This window comes from Saccharophagus sp. K07, from assembly GCF_014336955.1.
Taxonomy (GTDB): domain Bacteria; phylum Pseudomonadota; class Gammaproteobacteria; order Pseudomonadales; family Cellvibrionaceae; genus UBA5868.
This window is the reverse complement of the sequence record NZ_QRAI01000001.1, coordinates 329,866-351,073: the sequence shown is the minus strand read 5'-3', so window position 1 is coordinate 351,073 and position 21,208 is coordinate 329,866. Positions and strand designations below refer to the sequence as shown.

Here is a 21,208-nt window from a genome sequence, read left to right as displayed (position 1 = left end):
CGCCACCATTTGTGGGCGCAAATCGTTATGTCAGGCGACACCCCGACCGCCTGGATTCAATTGCACGCAGTTTAACGCTCACACGCGGAATCTCTAGCGTCGCCATCACAAATGAAAAATTCCGATAATGGAATATTCCACTGTTAAGCGAGTTTTTCTCTTCACTTCGTTTTGGCTACAACGGACCGAGCTTGCGAAACTGACCGGCCCCCCATAGAATTCCGTGACTTGTATCTCAGAGTTTTGTGGAGCAAGCCAAATTGCGGTAACTAGGCGAGCGAAAAACATCCATTAGGCGATAAAACTTGAAAGCCATCACCCTAAGTAATTGGACCAGTCAAGACATGCGAGGGATGCGCAGTTACGTTACGTCCTACACTCTGCGCAGCAATAACTCTGAGTTGTTTACCATTCATTTGAATCGCCAATTCGGCTTTTATCAGATCTCCGAATTCAGCGCGCCCGACGGCCAGGAAAATTTCATTATTGAACAAACCAACCGTGTCGGCGCTCCCAAAATTGCGGCATTCGATAAAGATTCAGGCACTATGCTGGGCGTGTTAAAAGGCAACACATTATTGGATGCTAATGAATCGCCTATCATGCAAATAAAAATGGCTGCGGATCTAACGCCTGATTACGAGCGCCCCGTGCGGGAATGCCGTCCAGATGATTGGGTTGGCGTGCTCGAAGAAAGCAAAAAAGTCGCGGTATTATTTTCCCGCTTAGAATCCCGCGGTTTTTTTCGCCGCATGATCACCAACCTGTCCAAAGCGCCAGCAGACGTTCTCAACACCGTGATTATTGAAGACGATATCTGTGATATTCGCATGATCTATGCCGTTGCCGTTGTGCTGCACAGCCGCGGCGGTTTGCATCTGGAAGGTGGTGTCATTATCAAAAAATAAATTGCCGCGTTTAAAAATAAAAAAGGGAGCTAAGCTCCCTTTTTTATTGAGTTTCGCTTAACACCAATCAAGCGTGTTTCACGTCTGAACCTTTCAGTCCATAAAATGCGATAAAGGCATAACACAATACAGGCAATGCAAACGCCATTTGCAGGCCTATAGTGTCGGCCAATACACCTTGAACCAGAGGAATCAAAGCGCCACCGACAATTGCCATACACAAAATACCGGAGCCCTGACTGGTATGAGGTCCGAGACCTTTTAAAGCAAGACTAAAAATAGTAGGGAACATAATGGAGTTGCACAGGCCTACTGCGAGAATCGCCCACATGGCGATTTTTCCTGAGCCCAACATAGCGATGGAAATCAGTACGCATGCGAAGATAGCGTTAAATGCAAGGGCAACACCCGCGGAAATTCTCTGCATAGCAGCCGCACCAATAAATCGCCCCACCATGGCCGCACCCCAATAATAGGTCACCATTTTCGCCGCATCAGCTTCCGACATATTGCCTATATGAGACTCACTGATGAAATTCACCAAAAAGCTGCCAATGGCAACTTCTGCACCCACGTAAACAAAAATACCCACCGCACCGAGCACCAGATGGGGATATGCCCAGGCAGATTTGCCTTGCTCGCCGGCATGAACAGGAATTTCATCATCAACAACGCGAGGCAATTTGAGCAACGCAAAAATAACCGCCAACACCAGCAAGGCGCCCGCGAGCATTAAATAAGGGCCTTGCACTGCTTGTGCTTCTTGAGCTTTCAATTCCGCACCCGTCAATCCTGCAGTGGCACCCGCCAAAATCAACACTGAACCAAACCAAGGTGCAATCGTAGTACCCAAAGAGTTAAATGCCTGAGTCAGAGTCAAACGGCTGGACGCTGTGCGCGGACTACCGAGAATAGTGACGTAGGGATTTGCCGAAACCTGCAAAATCGTAATACCACCGGCCAAAACAAACAGTGCAGCAAGGAAAATCCAGTACATTTGAATTTGCGCCGCGGGATAAAACATCAAACAGCCAACTGCCGCGATCGCAAGCCCTATGACGATCCCTTTTTTGTAGCCGACTTTTTTTACCAGCGCGCCCGCTGGAATCGAGACAATAAAATAAGCCCCGAAAAAGCAGAACTGCACCAACATCGCCTGGGTGTAATTCAAATCAAAAACATTTTTTAGGTGCGGAATCAGAATGTCATTGAGGCAGGTAAGAAAGCCCCACATAAAAAATAACGACGTCAACCAAACCAGCGACATCGTATGATTTTGCTCAGAAAAATTCCCAACAGCCCTGGCCTGCACGCCAGCCCCTGATGATCCAGACATAAAGACCTCGATTCTTATATAGTCGTGTTGCCGCTCTTCAGCGGATACGGATTCCGATGACCGAACAGCCTCGGAAAGTGAGTTTTAAAATTATTATGGCGATGCCGCCCATAGCCCGGCGTGCGGCAAAGCGACGTTATTATGCTTACTTGAGTTTGGAATCACCAGCCGCCGATCGGCTACTGAGTGCAGCCAAATGCACTTTTATCAAACCAGGGCGGCTCTCAACGTTTCTGCGGACTTGGCGCTTTCCAGCGAGTCCATAATCAAATCCATGACTTCGCAGAGCAGCACCCGCGTAGCCTCACGACCGCCCTCTACATCCCGGCGGGCTATGTGCTCATAAATCGCGCGGTGGTCGCTCTCACTGGCGGTGCGGATGGATTTCAATTGGTTGGTGCAGGCGATACTGATGCGCAACGCCGCCTGAATAAAATCGCAGAACTGCAGAAAAAACCGGTTGTTGCTCGCTTCCAGAATGCTGGTGTGGAACGCAATGTCAGAGTCGAGCGGGTCGTCTTCGCCCCTTTCCGCCTTTGCCATACGCTCCAGCGCCCGGCCAATCGCTGCAATTTGTTGGTCTGTGGCAAATTGGCACGCCAAAGCAACCGCCTCTGGCTCTATGGCAAAACGTAATTGGGTGAATTCCTTGAGCAATTGCAGAGAGGGTTCCGTGGATAAGGTCCAGCGCAATACATCCGAATCAAACATATTCCACTGATGCGCGGGCTGGACGCAGATGCCTTTGCGCGGTCGAGAGGAGATCAAACCTTTTGCAGTCAGCATTTTCACCGCTTCGCGCGTGACGCTACGGCTGATATTGAACTGAGCGGACAACTCGGCCTCTGTGGGAAAACCCGTACCCTCCCCATATCTGCCTTGCACTATGGCGCACCCCAATTCGTAGGTCAGCTGCTGAGTCAAATTACGGGATTGTTCAATCGAGTTCATATTCCGCCTGGTCTCTGCTTATTCTTGTTGATGGTATCGAACCTTACACCGACGTTTAATTTTTGTACACAACGTCCACCTTCTACTACCTCCCTCCCCAGCAGCCTCCTCCTTTCGCAAAACGGCGAAATAGTCATCACGCTCGGATGAGCGGCTATACTTTTTAAAAAAACCGCCCCATTCATAATGTACAGCCGAACGTTTTATTGCTTTTGAACACCAGTCACATTTTCGTGTGACCGGTTACATAAAAGAGCCTACGGAGAGGTTTATGAACGCTCACATTCTGGTGGTTGAGGATAACCCTGATAACAGCAAGCTAGTGTCGTGGATTCTCGAGGACGAAGGGTTTGATGTGACCTGCGTAGAAAGTGGCGAGCGCTGCCTGGCGCTGTTGGAAAAAGGTCAATACGATTTAATTCTGATGGACATCTCTCTACCGGGCATCAGCGGCAAAGAAGTCACCCGCCGTATTCGCCAGATCCCCACGTTGCAGAATCTACCCGTGCTCGCACTGACCGCGCATGCCATAGAAACCGAACAGCAGAGCATCCTGACCAGCGGTGTCGATGATTTGCTGACCAAGCCCATCAACGAAGATCAACTGGTCAACACCGTTAAAAAATACCTCTCCTGAGCAAAAAGGCCGGGGGTGATAGCAAAAAGGCCGGGGGATTACCCGGCCTTTTGCGTTGTTTTGCAGTCTTATCGCTCTGCGCGGATCTTTTCGATCAAGTAATCGGCGATTTCCAACATTTCTTTCTGCCCACCCGCGTTGCCAGCGGAGATGTGGTAATAACCACCAACAACGATTTCCGGAGTACCGGTTACGCGATAGGCGCGCTGGCGGGCGTCGGCCTGAGTAACCTGGGCGTTAACGGCGAAAGAATCCATAGTCTTAACAAACGCCGCACCATCCAATCCCTGAGCAGACACTACGGCAGAAATTTCTTCCGGAGTAACCAGGCGCTTGTTGTGTTTGTGCATGGCATCGAAGAACACGGTGTGAAGCTTGTCCAACTGACCGAGAGCACTGGCTGTGTAGAAGAGGCGCGCGTGGGTCCACATAGCGTCAGTCGGGTTGCGGCGTTGTTGCCACATGGCGGGTGAACGGACCAGAGCCACATCTTCCGCCAGTGTTTTTTCCCATTCGTGCAGTACAGGTTCAAACACATAGCAGTGGCCGCAGCCGTACCAGAACAACTCAGTCACTTCGATTTTGCCCGATTTGGACGGCTTGGGCTGACCGCTCAGCACCGTGTAATGCTTGCCCTCTTCATACTTGGGCTTAGCGGGCGCATCAGCAGCACTTGCCAGCAATGGCAGAGCCAGTCCCAGGAACGCAATCAGAAAACGCATGTATTTCCCCTTAGTGTGATAATCGCAGGTCGAATGGACAGTGATCGCGACGGCGCGCCACTTGTTGCGGTTAGAAAGGTACAACAGCGCCGAGTTCCCGCGCGATAGACGAAGCGTGAACTCGTACGCTAAATGGCAATGCGACGATTAATTGAGACCAGCGATGTAGTTCGCCAGAGCAACAATTTCCGCATCTGACAGATGCTCGGCAACTTTGCGCATGATCTGAGCATCACTGTCATTCACACGGTTGCCGGCACGGAAATCGCGCAATTGTTTTTCAATATATTGTGCGTACTGGCCACTGAGACGGGGGAAGCCGGCCGGATCATTGCCAAGACCTCGGGGAGAGTGGCAGCCTGTACAGGCAGGCGTATTGGTTTCGAGATTGCCCGCGCGGTAAATCTTTTCACCCAATTCCAGAGCGTCCACTTCAACTCCGGAGTTCACTCTTACTTGCAGAGCTTGTGCACCGGAGAGCTGCATGCCTTTACCCGCAAAAAAAGCAGCCATATCGGCAAGATCTTGTTGGCTGAAGTCGTTGAGCAAGCCAGTCATTTCCGGCACTACCCGCACGCCGGTTTTGATATCCACCAATTGTTTGGTGATGTATTTTTCGCCCAGGCCAGCGATTTTAGGGAAGTTAGGGGCAGGACTGTTGCCATCGGCGCCGTGACAGGCGGCACACACAGCCACTAAGGTTTCGCCCCGCGCAGCATCGCCCGCCGCCAAAGCGGTAGGTGCCAGCGCGCTTAAACCGAGGACTAGCAGGATTGTGCGAAATGAGTTGCTCATGAAGATTCCCGTTTAGCTAAAAGTGATTCGTTATAGCCACAGATATCTGCGGCCCGAGCACAGGCTTTTTTAGTAACTGCTTTTTTGGCTTTTTATTGCTGCGTGTGTCTGGCGCCCGACGCGCAAGTTCGCCAGGGTCGATTTGGGCTGGCATTATATACACTCGATTCCGATAACTCATCTAGAAGTCATCTTAAAATGCCGCCACGCAATACTTTTTGAGCTGACTTTTGCTTACTCACCGAGTGTAACCAATGGTAGACCCCAATTTATTCCGCAAAGCCAGATTTCTTACCAGCGCGCCGAGCATTCACCAGTGTCCGCCGGAAACCGGTGCCGAAGTGGCGTTTGCCGGGCGGTCGAACGCGGGTAAATCCAGCGCGATCAATCGCCTGACGCATAACGGCAAGCTGGCTCGCACCAGTAAAACACCCGGGCGCACTCAGTTGATCAACTTTTTTGCCCTGGGCGACGAGCAAGTGCGCCTGGTCGACCTGCCGGGTTACGGCTACGCCAAAGTCCCCCTGGCCACCAAACAACAATGGCAGGAGCACTTGGCGGAATATCTGCAAGCACGCCAGACATTGCGCGGTCTGGTGTTGCTGATGGACATACGCCACCCGTTGCAAAACTACGACACCACCATGTTGAACTGGGCCGTGGCGGGCGAAATGCCAGTGCATTTGCTGCTGACCAAGTCAGACAAGTTGAGCCGGGGTGCCGCGCAAAAAACCTTGGCGCAGGTGCGGCAACATTTAAAGAAAGCCAAGGTGCACGATCTAGTGACCGCGCAGACCTTCTCCGCGCAAACTGGCGAAGGACTGGAAGAGTTGGAAAACGTACTCCTTCAATGGCTGTTGCCAGCAGATCAGGAAACACTTCCGGAAGAGGAGTCCAGTTCGCCCGAATCCAACAACACCCCGTAGCCTTCGCGATAGGACGGATAGAGGAAGTTATAGCCCGAATTTAACAAACGGCGGTTGCTGCATCTTTTATTGCCACCCCGTGCATTGGCACTAATGTCCGTGTCGATCGCCAAGGAGTTGGGGTCGACACCAATCTGCTCGGCCAACCAGCGGCGTACCTCAGTTCCCGGAGCTGGTGCACTGTCACAGCCGAGATAGATAGTCTCCGACGTCTTCCCAGCAAAATGCTGGCGCAGTAAATGCGCCAGCACTCCGGCGCAATCCTCAGCGTGAATGCGATTGGTATAGGCGGGAGAACCGCCTCGTCCCGCGCGCACTTGGCGCAGCAAAAAGTCGCGCCCCGGCCCGTAGATTCCTGCAAACCGCACAATACACACCGGCAGCCCGCTGGATATCAGCAAGGACTCAGCTTGCAACAAGATCTGGCCAGAAAAATGATCCGGTTGCGTCGGACTGGCTTCGTCAACCCACTCCCCTGAGTTCTGGTGGTAAACGCTTGTGCTGGAAACAAACACAACCAACCCTGGCGTGCATTCCTGCCACACCGGCAGCAAATGCTTCATTGTCTCGACATAGGTCCGGGCATAGGCTTCCGCAGAATGTTCTGCCGGGGTGAGCGTCACTACCACTGCATCAAAGGCCGTCTTAGCCAACCATTCGAGTACCTCGGGGCTATCCGCCCCGCCTTGGCGGAATTCGACGTCTGCTGCCCGAGGCTTAAGGGAACGAGCCACCCCCACCTTTTGATACTCCGGCAAAATTGCGGCGGTTCGAGCCGCAAGGTCGCCGTATCCGAGGAAAAGAATCTTTTTTGATTGCAAAACTGCGTCCTCTAAGGTTTATTTATTGTATCCACCCACTTGATAGATTTTGCCATGACGCTCACTGAACTTCGCTACATAGTTACACTGGCGCAGGAACAACACTTTGGCCGTGCGGCAGATCGCTGCCATGTGTCGCAACCAACTCTGAGCATTGCGGTAAAAAAGCTGGAAGACGAGCTGGAAACCGCCATCTTTGAGCGCTCCAAAACCCGTGTTTACCCGACCCCTCTTGGTGAGCAAATCGTGCGGCAGGCCCAGCGAGTCCTGGAACAGGCGGCGGCCATCAAGGACATCGCCAGCGCCGGAAAAGATCAACTCTCCAGCCCGCTCCATGTCGGTGCCATATTTACGATAGGCCCCTATCTTCTGCCCTATGTTATCCCGCAACTGCAAAAACTCGCCCCCAAAATGCCGCTGTACGTGGAAGAGAGCTTCACCGGAACCTTGCGCCGCCGCATCCGCCAAGGTGAGCTGGACGCCATCATAGTCGCCCTGCCCTTTACCGAGGCGGATGTGGTCACCCAGCCACTCTATGACGAGGAGTTTGTCGTGGTAATGGACCGCAGCCACCCGCTTACCGAATACGCAGCCATAGAAGCCAACCAGCTCACCGGACACAACCTGTTGCTGCTGGGTGAAGGCCATTGCTTCCGCGATCAGGTTCTGGAAGCCTGCCCTGCACTCAAGCCGTCGATCGACGACCCCAGTGGCCGGGTGCGCACGGCGCGGGAGGGAAGTTCATTGGAGACCTTGAAACATATGGTGGCGTCAGGTCTGGGGATTACGATTCTGCCGCGCTCTGCGGCCTTCGCTGGCCATCACTTGGCGGACTCGCTGATCGTCAAACCCTTTGCCGGCACTCCGCCTAAACGCACTGTCGCCCTGGCCTGGCGCGCCAGCTTCCCGCGTCACAAAGCTATTGATGTGCTGCGCGAGGCCATTTTTGCCGCGCGCGCCGAACTGACCAACTAGTCAACTCCCGTGTCGGCGGCGCCGTCTCTCGCCAACCTGCCAGTAACCGCGCTGAAAGGCGTGGGTGACAGCTTCGCGCAAACCCTGGCGAAGCTGAATCTTTTTACTGTACAGGACGTGTTGTTTCACCTGCCGCTGCGCTACCTGGATCGAACCACCGTGGTACCCATAGGCGATCTGGCGCCCAACACCAGCGTGGTGCTGGAAGGCACTGTGGTCCGTTGCGATGTGGTAATGGGGCGGCGACGCAGCCTAGTGGTGACGCTGAGAGATGAAACCGGCCAGGTCAATCTGCGCTTTTACCACTTCACTGGTGCACAAAAAGCCCAGTTTGCCGTAGGTGCAGAAGTGCGCTGTTTTGGTGATCCGCGTTTGGGCGCCTCGGGAATAGAGCTGTATCACCCGGAATACGAATTGATCCAACCAGGCGCCGCTTATAAGCCGGTGGATCAATCCCTGACGCCGGTCTATCCCACCACCGAAGGACTCTCACAAGCGCGCCTGCGCAAATTGACTTCCCAAGCGGTGGCGCTGATGCGCACGTCGCCGCCGGCAGAATTGTTGCCAGCGGAAATCAACCGGCGCTTCGGTGTGGAAACCCTGGCACACGCCTTGGCGTACGTACATTTCCCGCCTAAAGAAGCGCCGATCCCTGCCCTGGTTGCAGGCACGCACCCCTGCCAACAACGACTCGCGTTTGAAGAGATGCTCGCCCATCATCTGGCGTTGCAGGAGAGCCGGGAACAGGCGCGCCAAGAAACGGCCCCGCGTTTGCCCGTTGATAGCAAGCTGTTACAAGACTTCTACGACTCCCTGCCGTTTTCACCTACCAATGCCCAACAGCGGGTGATTCGCGATATCCACGCCGACCTGTCCCAACCACAGCCCATGTTGCGACTGGTGCAGGGCGATGTTGGCAGTGGCAAGACGCTGGTTGCGGCGGCGGCCGCTCTGGCGGCGGTGGGCAATGGCTGGCAAGTGGCGCTGGCAGCGCCGACGGAAATTCTCGCAGAGCAACACAAGCGCAACTTTGAGCGCTGGCTCGCGCCCCTCGGCTTTCAGGTCGCTTGGCTGGTGGGCAAACTCACCGCCAAACAGAAAGAAAAGACCCTGGAGCAGATTGCGCACGGGGAGGCACATCTGGTGGTCGGCACCCACGCGCTGTTTCAGGAGCAAGTGCGTTTTGCCAAGTTGGGACTGGTGATCATCGACGAACAACACCGCTTCGGCGTGCACCAACGCCTGTCCTTGCGCGACAAGAACGCGGCATCTGGCGCTGCGCCCATCTTTCCCCATCAACTGGTGATGACCGCAACCCCAATTCCCCGCACCTTGGCCATGACGGCTTATGCCGACCTGGACCTGTCGGTTATTGATGAGCTGCCGCCTGGCCGAACGCCGGTCAATACGGTGCTGATCAGCCAGCAAAGGCGCGCGGATGTGATCGAGCGGGTGCGCGACGCCTGTCTGGCGGGGCGCCAAGTGTATTGGGTCTGCACCCTGGTGGAGGATTCAGAGACTTTGGCCGCAGCAGCAGCCGAGGAAATGGCCAGCCGATTGCGCCAAAGCCTGCCGGAGCTGCAAATCGGCTTGATCCACGGGCGCCTGAATAGCCGCGACAAGGAGCAGACCATGGCGCAGTTCAAGGACGGGCATATTCAGCTGCTGGTAGCCACCACCGTGATCGAAGTCGGGGTCGATGTGCCCAATGCGAGCCTGATGATCATCGAAAACCCCGAGCGCCTCGGCCTAGCGCAGCTGCACCAGCTTCGCGGCAGGGTCGGCCGGGGCAATATCGAAAGCCACTGCGTTTTGCTCTACGGCCATCCACTGTCCAAAGTGGCCAAGGAGCGTTTGCAGGTAATGCGCCGCACCCATGACGGGTTTGTCATTGCCGAGGAAGACCTGCGCATTCGCGGCCCCGGCGAATTGCTCGGCACCCGCCAGACCGGTGCGCTACAGTTCCGCCTGGCCGACCTGGAGCGGGATGCCCATATGATCCCCCTGGTGCATGAAACCGCCGAACTTCTCCACACTTATAACCAGGCCTTGATCCGACCATTGATCCAGCGATGGTTCGCCCACCAGCAACATTATGTAAAGGGCTGACCGATCTACCGATCGTCGGATCAAACGCCCTTTGCTGCGCTCTCCCGGCCTCATTTGGGCTTACTTACATAGCGAATCGTCCGAAGCAGACTATATTCAAGAGTGAGCTGAACTGCGGCAGCGGTATCAGCTTCTGGTGATTTTTGTCGCCGCGCCGTATTTGCCAGGAGATTTGTGGGATGTCCGTACCCGCCAGTGTTATTCAGATTCTTGAGTCCGCCAACATCGCTTATCAGCTGAAGGCCAGTCACACTCGCCTCAATGCAGTGCGCACCAGCCTGTCACCTGCGGTCGATACCTGCGCTGTCAAATCCCTTGTACTCCAGGACAATCAGGGTCGTCTGCAAGTGCTCTTGCCGATGGATCATATGCTGGACCTGGCGTCCGTGAAGGCGCAATTCGGGCGCAATCTGGAAGCCGTTCCAATGGCGGAACTCACCCCGCTTCTGCAACAACAGAATTTAAAAACCGTGCCCGCCATTCCCGAATGGCAGGGTATGACGACTATGGTGGATGCCGCTCTGCTGCGTCATCAGACACTTTGGCTGGACACCGGTGACGGTGAACAGATGCTGGAGCTGCACCAGCCCGACTTCAAAAGCATTATCAAGTCCGCCTGTGTAGGCGAACTTGCGGTACCGGCACCCCATTTGCCGGACTCGCCCGAAATGGACGAAGAGCAGATTCTCTTCTCCCTGAAAAATTTCACTACCTTGCGTATCAAGCAGCGCCTGGATGAAACCCTGGAGCTGCCGCCGCTACCGGAAACCGCTCAGCGCATCATCAAGCTGCGCGCCGATCCGGATGCGGATATCAGCGACTTGGCCAACATAGTCGAGCTGGACCCTGCGCTCGCCGCACAGGTGGTCAGTTGGGCATCCTCCCCCTATTACTCCGCGCCGGGCAAAATCAAATCGGTACACGACGCCATTGTGCGGGTGCTGGGCTTCGATATGGTGCTCAATCTGGCCTTGGGACTTGCACTCGGCAGAACCATGAACACCACTGCCATGACACCGCGCCAGACGCGCGCCTACTGGCAGGGCGCTGTGTGTACGGCTGCGGTTGTGGAAGGCCTGGTTACCAGCATCGCCCGGGAACATCGCCCCGGATTCGGCATGGCTTATCTGTCAGGCTTGTTAAACAACTTTGGTTACTTGGTACTGGCGGAAGTTTTCCCTCCCTACTTCGCCAATATCAGCCGACATCTGGAAGTGAACCGCCATATCCCGGCCTCTTCGGTTGAGCAACACCTGCTCGGCGTTTCCAGCTGTCAGATCGCCGCGTGGCTGCTCGAATCCTGGCATATGCCGGAGGAAGTGGTTATCGCCATGCGCCACCAGAACAACCCGAATTATCAGGGCGAACACAGCTCCTATCCGAAACTTATCTATGTGGCGCGCCAACTGCTCGCTAACAAAGGTCTAGGCCACGGCGCCTATCAGGAAATCCCGGCTAAGGTCTACGAAGACCTCCACCTGGATCCGGTCACGGCGTCAATCACTGTAGACAACATTCTGGAATCCTCCCACGACCTGCAAGCCATCGCGGAAAAGATTCAAGGCTGAGTACGCCAAGGAAGGACAGCGGAGCTAAAGCCGGCAAAACCAGCCGATTTAGCTCCCGCTGAGGTGGCTCAGCCGAGGAGCGCTTGCTATTCCATCAAGGATTATGAGCCCTTCAGGATTTATGGGGACTTAGGCAGGAAAACAGACCTTACTCAGTATTTTTTGCTCGTCCATACAACCCCGTCTCCCCTTCCGTACTCGCCACTATCACCGCGCAGCAACTGTCACTGAAGACGTTGACGGCGGTGCGCATCATGTCGAGGATGCGGTCGGTGACGAGCAGCAGACCTATACCTTCCAGCGGCAGGCCGACGGCGGTGAGGATTACGCTGATGGCGACAAGACTTGCGGCCGGAATACCGGCGACGCCGATGGAGGTCAGCAGCGCCAGCACAACCACAAGGAATTGCTGGGTAAAGCTCAAATCCAACCCATATGCCTGAGCTATAAAGAGCGCGGCAGCGCATTCATAGAGTGCGGTACCATCCATATTGATGGTCGCGCCTAGAGGCAGAACGAAGGACGAGGTGCGATTGGAAACTCCGGCATTTTTTTCCAAGCACTCGATGGTCACGGGCAAGGTGGCCGATGAGCTGGCGGTGGAAAACGCCGTGAGCATGGCGGGAATCATGGCGCGGTAATGTTTCAACGGATTGATACCGCCAATCATCCGCAGCATCAATGCCAGAGAAACAAAGGTGTGCAGCAGAAGCGCGGCGACCACGGTAAAGAAAAACACCAGCAGCGGTCCGAAGGCGGCAAAACCTGTGCTCATGATGGTTTTAGCCACCAGGCCGAAAACGCCAAGGGGCGCAAGGCGCATGACGAACATGGTCATAGCCATCATCACTTCAAAAACGCCCTGCCAGAAGTTTTTCAAGGTTGCGGAATACTGCGCGCTGACACGCAGCATAAATACGCCGAACAACAGGGAAAACACGATCAACCCAAGCATATCGCCCTTGGCTGCTGAGGCGACCACGTTGGTAGGGATCATGCGCAAAAATATGCCTGCTATATCCCCGCCACTGCGTCCTTCGACCTTGCTAAGACTGCTCTCCAGCTCCTCCTTTGAGGACAAGTTCAGCTGCTCACCGGCAGCTTGTCCGTCAATAATCCCGGGGGATGTGAGATTGACCAAAAACAGTCCCATCAGCACGGCCAGCAGTGTGGATAGCGTATAGAGACCGATCGTTTTCAGGCCGATGCGACCGAGGTTTTGTCCAGCACCGGCGCTGGCAACCCCGCAGATGATCGAAGACACGATCAGCGGCACCACGATCATGTGGAGGGCATTGAGAAATAAGGTGCCGAGAAAATTGAACAGCGAAAGAAAAGTAAAACTCCCGATGCCGTGTTCCGGTTCCAGGAGGGAGCCCACCACCACTGCCAGCCCTATGGCCAGCAGGATTTGCCAATGCAATTTCATTATTGTGATTGGACTATGGCGTTACGGGACGGCGGCTATCAACTAGCCGCTGATCGCGTCCTTCAAACCTTTACCAGCCTTGAAGACAGGAACGTTGCTGGCAGGAATCTGAATGGCTTCACCGTTTTTCGGGTTGCGGCCTTGGCGAGCCGGACGGGATTTCACGGAAAAAGAACCAAAGCCGACGAGGTTGACCGACTCACCGCGACTGAGTGCGTTGGTGATCTGTTCGACCACAGCTGACACCACGGCATCTGCCTGACGTTCCGACAGATCCGCAATCTCGGCCACGGCTTTAACAAGTTCAGGTTTACGCATAGAACACTCTCCTTATCGATATCTGTGAACGAAGGGCGCCGAAAAAGGAGCGCCCATTAGACCAATCCCGAGGGGGAAGGTAAACCCCTGCGCCGTTTAACGGTGTGCATCCTGACGCGAACCGCGATAGTTGCCACTGCGCTGACCGCCCGCACCTGCTGCGCGATAACCTGAGTTTCGCTGGCCTGCGCTGTGGCGACCGTCCTGCTCCGAACGACGCCCTTCTGCGCGCTGGCCGTTGCCACCGCGGTTGGCTCGCGGCGGTGTATGACCGCCATCTTGTTGACCTTGAGATCCCGCATATGCAGCGCGCCGGCCTTTCTGACCGCCATTGCTGTGATTACCGTTTCTCTGATTGCCATTGCGGTTATCACCGTTATGGCTTCGATGATCGCCGCGCTGGGACTGGGATGCCCCCTGGCCTCTCGCCGGGCGCTGGCCGCGCAACTGGATCGGCTCCGGGCGAATGGACGGATCAGGCTCAAAACCTTCCACCACCACTTTCTGAATAGGTCGTTTGATCAAGCGCTCGATATCGCGCAGAAATTTGTTTTCATCCACGCACACCAGCGATATGGCAACACCTTCGCTCTGCGCCCGTCCGGTGCGGCCGATGCGGTGTACGTAATCTTCCGGCACATTGGGCAACTCGTAGTTGACCACGCGGGGAAGCTGGTCGATATCAATGCCGCGCGCGGCTATATCGGTCGCAACCAGCGCCCGCACAGCGCCGCGCTTAAAGTCGTCGAGCGCTTTCATACGCGCTCCCTGGCTTTTATTGCCGTGTATCGCTGCGGCTGTGATGCCATCCTGCAACAATTGCTCCACCAATCGGTTTGCGCCGTGCTTCGTTCGGGTAAAGACCAACACCTGCTTCCAGTTGCCGTCGCCAATGAGGTAGGAAAGCAGTTCGCGCTTGCGATTGCGGTCGACCGGGTGGACGATTTGGGTAATGGTTTCCGCTGTGGCATTACGGCGCGCAACCTCAATCAATACAGGCTGTTGCAGCAGCTTGTCCGCCAGCGCTTTGATGTCATCAGAGAAGGTGGCGGAAAACAAAAGGTTCTGGCGGCGTGCGGGCAAGAGCGCAAGGATTTTGCGAATATCGTGAATAAAGCCCATATCCAGCATGCGGTCGGCCTCGTCGAGAACCAAGACCTCCACATCCTTTAATGAGAGTGCCCCCTGGCTCTGCAGGTCCAAAAGTCGCCCCGGAGTGGCGACCAGAATATCCACGCCGCCCCGTAAATGGGCGATTTGCGGGTTGATGCCAACACCACCGAACACTACTTGAGCGCGCAGCGGCAGGTATTTTCCATAGGCTTTGACGTTATCGAATACCTGAGCAGCCAATTCTCGGGTGGGGGTGAGGATCAAAGCCCGAATAGGTTTTTTACCGTTGACGCGCGGTCGCGGATCGCGACTCAGTTTTTCCAAAAGTGGCAGAGTAAAGCCTGCGGTTTTGCCAGTACCGGTCTGGGCGCCAGCCATAAGGTCGACGCCTTGAAGGACCGCTGGTATGGCTTGAGCTTGAATAGGGGTTGGCGAGGTATAACCTTGATCGGCGACCGCGCGCAGCAGTTCTGCCCGCAGACCGAGATGTTCAAACGACATAGAGTGTTTTCCTGATGCCAGATCCCCCAACGTTGGCAATGGCCATCGTTCTGACTTCGCGGGATTCGGCGAATGAAGTATTTAAAGGCTGGATAGTGAAGCCGGAGACAGTCCAGGCGGGCACCTTACCGGAATTTTCCTCTCTCTGCTTGGATATTTCCTCAACGGTCCATCACCGGGACTGAAAAACGCAGGTGTCAGGCGTCTCGAACAATCTTCATCTTCCGGTTTTCTACGTGTATGCTGCCGGCAAATCAACCGAACTACCCTGATATGAATACGACTTGGTCCATTCTCGGTCACTATGTCCAACTCACCCGCATCAATCGTCCGATCGGGATCTATCTGGTGCTCTGGCCGACCCTGTGGAGCCTGTGGCTGGCCGCCAAAGGAGCACCGGACATCAAAAATCTGGTGATCTTTATTCTGGGCTGCATTTTTATGCGCTCCGCTGGCTGCATCATCAACGACTTTGCCGACCGCAATTTTGACGGCCATGTGGAAAGAACCCGCAATCGGCCACTGGCCACAGGCGCTATCAGCAACCTGGAAGCTCTGAGCCTGTTTGGCTTTCTGTGTTTTCTGTCGTTTCTGTTGGTGCTATTCACCAACGGCTTGACGATCAAGCTAGCCTTCGCCGGCTTGGCTTTGGCGCTCTCCTATCCCTTTATGAAACGCTATACCCACCTGCCGCAGGTTGTCCTGGGTGCCGCTTTCGGCTGGGCCATTCCTATGGCATTTGCCGCACAATCCGGCAGCGTTCCTCTGGAAACCTGGCTGGTGTTTACCGCCGCGCTGATCTGGACCGTGGTCTACGACACCTTCTACGCCATGGTGGACCGCGATGACGATATCAAGATCGGCATCAAATCCACAGCGGTGTTGTTCGGTGAAAACGATCGCATCATCACCGGAACCTTGCAGGTTCTAGCATTGCTAGCGCTGATACTGGTGGGAAAACGATTTGGCTTGGGCTGGTTCTACTATCTCAGCCTGGTGGGTGCCGCTGGCCTGTTTGCCTATCAGCAATATCTCATTCGCAACCGCAACCGGGATGCCTGTTTTGCTGCATTCCTGAACAACAACTGGGTGGGGATGGTGGTTTTTATAGGCATAGTTGGTCACTACGCGCTGACACCAGCTGCAGTTAATCCGTAACAACAGCTAATCCGTAACAACAGCACCAATGCCGTAATAAAACCGCCATGGAATTGTCATAAAACCGCAACAATTCCTTTATTTAATGGCCGGTAATCGGGATAAGCATCGCTATCCCCTACATCAGGTGACAGGTTGCATGGCTGATAAAACAATTTTAATCGTCGATGACGAAGCCCCCATTCGCGACATGCTGCGCATTGCATTGGAAATGGCGGACTACGCCTGCCTGGAAGCAGCGGACGCACAACAGGCACACAGTCTTATCGTCGATCAAAAGCCCGACCTGATCCTATTGGACTGGATGCTGCCCAGCACCAGCGGTATTGAACTCGCCCGACGCCTCAAGCGCGATGATTTCACTGCCGCCATCCCGATCATCATGCTGACCGCCAAGGGCGAAGAAGATAACAAGGTTCAGGGACTGGAAGTCGGCGCGGACGATTACATCACCAAACCCTTTTCCCCGCGCGAATTGGTCGCCCGCCTGAAAGCGGTATTGCGCCGGAGCGAGCCTACCAATCTCAACGAGCCTATCCAGGTCGACGGTTTACGCCTGAATCCCATCAGTCACCGCGTGACCATCAACGAAACACCCGTGCAGATCGGGCCGACCGAATATCGCCTGCTGGAATTTTTCCTCACCCACCAAGAGCGCGTGTACTCCCGCAGCCAGCTGCTCGACCACGTGTGGGGCGGCAATGTCTACGTAGAGGAGCGCACAGTGGACGTGCACATCCGGCGACTGCGCAAAGCCTTGGCGCTTGATGGGCACGACCGACTTGTTCAGACTGTGCGCGGCGCCGGTTACCGGTTTTCCAATAAAACCGTTGAAAACCTCTAGCCGTCCACTCTGGCGACTCCGTCGCTCTTCTCCGACGAACACTGTTTATGATGCGCAGCGGATTTAAAGCGGAAGTCTGGCGCTGCCTTGCGGTGGTAGCGGCCTGTGCTTTGATCGGATTGTTCTGCGGCAGAACAGCTGTCGGTATAGCTCTGGGTTGTGCTGGCTATCTGCTGTGGCTGTTTACCCGCATCTACCAACTGGAAAAGTGGATCAACCTCACCCGCCGCAACGGTACCCCACAACAGGATTTGCCAGGGCTGTGGGCGGATGTCAGCTACGACATCCAGCGCTTGATCAACCGCCACGACAAGGAGAAAGCGCGACTCCAGGGCATAGTACAGCGCGTGCAAGAGATGACTGCAGCCCTGACCGACGCAGTGATCCTGGTCGACCGCAAAGGCAATATGGAATGGTGGAACCAGGCGGCCGAGCGCCTGTTCGGTTTCCGCAAAGTCGACGCGGGCCACAAGCTGACCAATGTGATCCGCCATCCCAACTTCGTTCAGTACTTCGAGCAGAAAATCTATGCATCGCCGCTGCAGATCTCCCTATGGCAGACCGACCAGCATCTGGAATTTCAGATTCACACCTATGGCGAAGGCGCACGGGTGATTATTGCGCGCGACATCACCCGCCTGATCAAACTAGAGCAGATACGCAAAGACTTTGTCGCCAATGTCTCGCACGAGCTGCGCACACCGCTTACGGTTATCCGCGGCTACCTGGAAACCCTGGCCGAAAGCCCCCAGTTGCCGGTGGCATGGCAGAAAATCGTGCAGCAGATGGAGCAGCAGACGCAGCGTATAACCCTTCTGAGCAACGATCTGATCACCCTGGCCAAGCTGGAAACCGATCAGAAGGAAGCCCCCAAAGCCATCGCCGTTGCTCCCTTGATCGACAGCATCATGGCAGATGCCAAGGCAGTCAGCGGCGGTCACCACGAATTGCGCAGCCAAGGAGATGAGGATCTCGCTCTTTTGGGAAGCGAGCGCGAATTGCGCAGCGCCATCTCCAATCTGGTGGTCAACGCCATCAACTATTCTCCTAATGGCGGCCTTATCGAAGTGATCTACGGGCGCGACAAGGATGGCGCAGCCATTACCGTTCGCGACCAGGGAATCGGCATTGACCCCAAACATATTCCGCGCCTGACCGAACGTTTCTACCGCGTAGACCCCAGTCGCTCGGTGGCTTCGGGCGGAACCGGACTTGGTCTAGCCATAGTCAAACATGTGCTCTTGCGCCATAACGCCGAGCTGGTCATCACCAGCAAGCTCGGCAAAGGCAGCGAGTTTTCCTGCCGTTTCCCCGCCAGCACGGTGACCTACACACCCTTCTCTGACGCTTAGTCCGTTATCATCCGCTTCTGCCTTTAAAGATCGACGACTATGCGAACCGAATTTATTCAATCCCTGGCGGATATTCCGGCCGCGCAATGGGACGCTGTTTGGGATACCGACTATCCGTTCGTAAAGCACGCGTTTCTGCTCGCCCTGGAGCAGAGCGGTTGCACCACCGCCACTACAGGCTGGCAGCCCCATCACTGCCTGGCGTGGGATGGCGCGACTCTGGTGGGCGCCCTGCCCTTGTACATCAAGGAGCACTCCTACGGCGAATATGTGTTCGACTGGAGCTGGGCCAATGCCTATCACCAGACCGGCACCCCCTATTACCCCAAGCTCGTAAATGCCATTCCCTTTACTCCAGCAACCGGTCCGCGCTGGGCGGCCTCGGACTCCGGCGTTCTTGCCAAGATGTGGGACGCTGCATTAGCAGACGTATCGCGGCTGGAGATATCCAGCCTCCACTGCCTTTTCCCCGCGTCTCCGCCGAACCATCTCCAATTCCTTCAACGGCTGGATTGCCAGTATCACTGGTTCAACCAGGGATACGCTGAGTTCAATCACTTTCTCGATACTTTTGCCTCGCGCAAACGCAAAAACATCAATAAAGAGCGGGCCAAAATACGCGAGCAGGGATTTTCCGTTGCCATGGTAGAAGGCAGGGATTTAACCGAGAGCAACTGGCAGAATTTTTATCGCCTGTATAGGCGCACCTATCGCAAACGCAGCGGCCACGACGGTTATTTGAATGGCGATTTTTTTCAGAGTATCGGTGCAACAATGCGCGATTCCATTGTTATGGCTGTTGCCACACAGGGCGGGGAGCAAGTCGCGGCTGCGCTTTATTTCAAAGATGCCAGGACTTTATACGGCCGTTACTGGGGAGCGCAGGAAGAATTTGACGGACTGCATTTTGAGTGTTGTTTTTATCAGGGAATCGAATACGCCATTCAGAAAGGTTTGCAACGTTTCGACCCAGGTGCTCAGGGCGAGCATAAAATTTTGCGCGGTTTTACTCCGGTGCTCACCCAATCCTTTCACTTCCTCCAGGATGAACGTTTTGCCGCCGCCATTGCACGTTTTCTGCACCAGGAAACTCAGCAGGTGTTGCATTATTGCGAAGACGCTCGCCAGGTTTTGCCCTTTAAAGATGGTCAGCCACTGACGCCCAGAGATTTTCTCATTCGACTAAACGAAAATGGTCTCTGATAAAGCACTCAGTATTCTTGCCGATCTCTATAACCCGGCATTGTGCATAGGGATTCTTTTGGTGATGTTCCGTCTGCGCCGCTGGCGCTCTATAGGCCGCGCCACAGCGCTGCTCGGTTTATATTGGCTCGGGGCTTTTGGAATCAGTTTGCTGGATTATCTATTTCCGCTTTGGTCGAGAATTGGCTGGGATTACAGCACCCATACTGCGTTTGCCGCCGCTTGTGTCTGGTTTTTGTGGCGTTATCGCCAGCAGGCAGCGCTATGGATTTTGAGCTTATTGGTGTATTTCTGGCTGATGCGCCATTTGCGTTATCACACCATCGCGGATATGGCGTCAACGCTCGTTGTTATGCTTTTCTGGTTGCAGCTAGCGGATGTTTTATTGAAAAGGTTTAAAAACGGAAATTCAAATTCCAGCCAAATCCCAAAGTATGAGCGTAATCCAAATTCGGATCATCAATCGTAAAATACAAATCACCAACCGGCATATTCAAGCGCAATTCCACAGCGGCAGTTTCCACTTCACCGGTTAAACGCACCCCCCAGCGCTCTCCCCACAGATAACCCGCCGATAAACGATTGAATTCCATTTTGGACATTCGATCATGCCAATAGCCAAAAATAAAATTGCCATGGCGATAATCCATCTTCACATAATCCCGTCGAGTTAAATCCTGCGTGAAATTATCCCGGGTTTCCCTTCCCTGAAAACTTGGCACCACACCAACAGAGCCATCTTCGTTGGTTATAAAATTATTGGAAGTCGCGTCAGCCGTGATATGCGGCATATTTTTCCAACGAATTTCACCCATCAAATCCAGACTCATGGCATGCACCGTCAGGTGCTCATTCACTTGCCATGTAAAACCGAGGTCAATGGCATATCCCTGACCGGTTGGAGCATCGACCTTATTGCGAAATAAAGGATCGTCCACAAAATAATAATCGGTGTGCAATTCACCATCCAATGCTTTTACCTTGCGACCGCCCTCTTCTCGTTCCACCATCGCAATATGGCCGCCCTCGCCATTTTCATCTTTTCCTAAATAGCCAGAGACAGCTTCCGTTCCATACAAATGTGAATAGGCGACATGCACATCAAAATTTTTTCTAAAGGGAATGGTGAAGCCCAATTTTGCGCCTGAAGCTTGATATTGATTTGCCCAAACATCCACATCGTAGCGCTGGCCATAGGGAATAGTTTTGCGGTTTTTATTGAGATACGCAAACTCCGCAGCATCGCGACTGAAATACAGGTTGTAGTCGTTGCGGTGCAACAAAGAAAACTCAAAAGCCTTGAATGCAATTCCCGTTTCAATGATGTTGCGGGAAAACGCCAATTCTCCATTATCCGGCGCAGGCCCGATCAGAAAGTCGATATAGGCAGTAACGGGATTTGCTGCACTGTAACTAAAACTCTCAGCCCGGGCAAAAAAGCTCCAATCGCCATCATCCGCCACGGAAATCGAGCTGATCAGGCTCAGGCAGGCTATGTTCACGACTCGCTTCAACATATTCAAAAAACACTCGGCTGATTGG

Annotated in this window: 20 protein-coding genes; 11 read left to right on the top strand and 9 right to left on the bottom strand. The window is 54.4% G+C overall.

What is annotated here, in order from left to right; translation table 11 throughout:
• Positions 1-353: 353 nt before the first annotated feature.
• The gene (locus tag DWB84_RS01440) at positions 354-908 is read left to right on the top strand and encodes a hypothetical protein (protein WP_187407979.1); all 555 of its coding nucleotides are present in this window, start codon (positions 354-356) and stop codon (positions 906-908) included.
• Positions 909-975: 67 nt separating this feature from the next.
• On the opposite strand, the gene DWB84_RS01435 is transcribed toward DWB84_RS01440, so the two are convergent.
• Both DWB84_RS01435 and DWB84_RS01430 read right to left on the bottom strand, forming a co-directional pair.
• Positions 976-2,244, bottom strand: coding sequence for a sugar MFS transporter (locus DWB84_RS01435; protein WP_187407978.1), 1,269 nt, complete (start codon positions 2,242-2,244; stop codon positions 976-978).
• 207 nt (positions 2,245-2,451) lie between these two features.
• Positions 2,452-3,195 (bottom strand): FadR/GntR family transcriptional regulator, encoded by a 744-nt coding sequence (locus DWB84_RS01430; RefSeq protein WP_187407977.1) that lies wholly within the window; start codon positions 3,193-3,195, stop codon positions 2,452-2,454.
• Positions 3,196-3,466: 271 nt separating this feature from the next.
• Between DWB84_RS01430 and DWB84_RS01425 the strand changes: the two genes are divergently transcribed.
• A complete protein-coding gene (locus tag DWB84_RS01425) occupies positions 3,467-3,832 on the top strand; it encodes a response regulator (protein WP_187407976.1) in 366 nt (121 codons plus the stop codon).
• Positions 3,833-3,900: 68 nt separating this feature from the next.
• Here the strand turns inward: DWB84_RS01425 and DWB84_RS01420 are convergent, their stop codons facing one another.
• Complete coding sequence (locus tag DWB84_RS01420) at positions 3,901-4,554, bottom strand: thiol:disulfide interchange protein DsbA/DsbL (RefSeq protein WP_187407975.1); 654 nt, start codon at positions 4,552-4,554, stop codon at positions 3,901-3,903.
• 147 nt (positions 4,555-4,701) lie between these two features.
• Positions 4,702-5,349 carry a cytochrome c gene (locus DWB84_RS01415; RefSeq protein WP_187407974.1) on the bottom strand — a complete coding sequence of 216 codons (648 nt, stop codon included), beginning with the start codon at positions 5,347-5,349 and terminating at the stop codon, positions 4,702-4,704.
• A 254-nt stretch (positions 5,350-5,603) separates the two neighbouring features.
• Between DWB84_RS01415 and yihA the strand changes: the two genes are divergently transcribed.
• The gene (gene yihA / locus DWB84_RS01410; protein ID WP_187407973.1) at positions 5,604-6,275 is read left to right on the top strand and encodes a ribosome biogenesis GTP-binding protein YihA/YsxC; all 672 of its coding nucleotides are present in this window, start codon (positions 5,604-5,606) and stop codon (positions 6,273-6,275) included.
• On the opposite strand, the gene DWB84_RS01405 is transcribed toward yihA, so the two are convergent.
• Entirely contained in the window at positions 6,218-7,096 is an 879-nt protein-coding gene (locus tag DWB84_RS01405) for an NAD-dependent epimerase/dehydratase family protein (RefSeq protein WP_187407972.1), read from the bottom strand. The two genes, yihA and DWB84_RS01405, sit on opposite strands and share 58 nt — an antisense overlap.
• A 54-nt stretch (positions 7,097-7,150) precedes the next feature.
• Between DWB84_RS01405 and DWB84_RS01400 the strand changes: the two genes are divergently transcribed.
• From DWB84_RS01400 to DWB84_RS01390, 3 genes are all read left to right on the top strand, one after another.
• Entirely contained in the window at positions 7,151-8,071 is a 921-nt protein-coding gene (locus tag DWB84_RS01400) for a hydrogen peroxide-inducible genes activator (protein ID WP_187407971.1), read from the top strand.
• Positions 8,072-8,080: 9 nt separating this feature from the next.
• A complete protein-coding gene (recG, locus tag DWB84_RS01395) occupies positions 8,081-10,180 on the top strand; it encodes an ATP-dependent DNA helicase RecG (RefSeq protein WP_187407970.1) in 2,100 nt (699 codons plus the stop codon).
• A gap of 179 nt (positions 10,181-10,359) precedes the next feature.
• Complete coding sequence (locus tag DWB84_RS01390; RefSeq protein ID WP_187407969.1) at positions 10,360-11,748, top strand: aminoacyl-tRNA deacylase and HDOD domain-containing protein; 1,389 nt, start codon at positions 10,360-10,362, stop codon at positions 11,746-11,748.
• Positions 11,749-11,896: 148 nt separating this feature from the next.
• Here the strand turns inward: DWB84_RS01390 and DWB84_RS01385 are convergent, their stop codons facing one another.
• The 3 genes from DWB84_RS01385 to DWB84_RS01375 form a co-directional block, all read right to left on the bottom strand.
• Positions 11,897-13,177, bottom strand: coding sequence for a dicarboxylate/amino acid:cation symporter (locus DWB84_RS01385; RefSeq protein WP_222867977.1), 1,281 nt, complete (start codon positions 13,175-13,177; stop codon positions 11,897-11,899).
• A 42-nt stretch (positions 13,178-13,219) separates the two neighbouring features.
• The gene (locus DWB84_RS01380) at positions 13,220-13,495 is read right to left on the bottom strand and encodes an HU family DNA-binding protein (RefSeq protein WP_187407968.1); all 276 of its coding nucleotides are present in this window, start codon (positions 13,493-13,495) and stop codon (positions 13,220-13,222) included.
• A gap of 96 nt (positions 13,496-13,591) precedes the next feature.
• Positions 13,592-15,109: a DEAD/DEAH box helicase gene (locus DWB84_RS01375; RefSeq protein ID WP_187407967.1), complete on the bottom strand. Its 1,518-nt coding sequence runs from the start codon at positions 15,107-15,109 to the stop codon at positions 13,592-13,594.
• 273 nt (positions 15,110-15,382) lie between these two features.
• Here DWB84_RS01375 and ubiA point away from each other — a divergent pair, with 273 nt between their 5' ends.
• The 5 genes from ubiA (at position 15,383) to DWB84_RS01350 (ending at position 20,135) form a co-directional block, all read left to right on the top strand.
• Positions 15,383-16,267 carry a 4-hydroxybenzoate octaprenyltransferase gene (gene ubiA, locus DWB84_RS01370; RefSeq protein WP_187407966.1) on the top strand — a complete coding sequence of 295 codons (885 nt, stop codon included), beginning with the start codon at positions 15,383-15,385 and terminating at the stop codon, positions 16,265-16,267.
• A gap of 139 nt (positions 16,268-16,406) precedes the next feature.
• Positions 16,407-17,111 (top strand): phosphate regulon transcriptional regulator PhoB, encoded by a 705-nt coding sequence (gene phoB / locus DWB84_RS01365; protein ID WP_187407965.1) that lies wholly within the window; start codon positions 16,407-16,409, stop codon positions 17,109-17,111.
• Between the two features lie 47 nt (positions 17,112-17,158).
• On the top strand, positions 17,159-18,463 hold the full coding sequence (phoR, locus tag DWB84_RS01360; RefSeq protein ID WP_187407964.1) for a phosphate regulon sensor histidine kinase PhoR: 1,305 nt from the start codon (positions 17,159-17,161) through the stop codon (positions 18,461-18,463).
• Between the two features lie 39 nt (positions 18,464-18,502).
• Positions 18,503-19,666 (top strand): GNAT family N-acetyltransferase, encoded by a 1,164-nt coding sequence (locus DWB84_RS01355; protein ID WP_187407963.1) that lies wholly within the window; start codon positions 18,503-18,505, stop codon positions 19,664-19,666.
• Positions 19,656-20,135 carry a hypothetical protein gene (locus DWB84_RS01350; RefSeq protein WP_187407962.1) on the top strand — a complete coding sequence of 160 codons (480 nt, stop codon included), beginning with the start codon at positions 19,656-19,658 and terminating at the stop codon, positions 20,133-20,135. The genes DWB84_RS01355 and DWB84_RS01350 overlap by 11 nt, the downstream gene beginning before the upstream one ends.
• Here DWB84_RS01350 and DWB84_RS01345 read toward each other — a convergent pair.
• The gene (locus tag DWB84_RS01345; RefSeq protein ID WP_187407961.1) at positions 20,062-21,183 is read right to left on the bottom strand and encodes a DUF5723 family protein; all 1,122 of its coding nucleotides are present in this window, start codon (positions 21,181-21,183) and stop codon (positions 20,062-20,064) included. The two genes, DWB84_RS01350 and DWB84_RS01345, sit on opposite strands and share 74 nt — an antisense overlap.
• Positions 21,184-21,208: the final 25 nt, after the last annotated feature.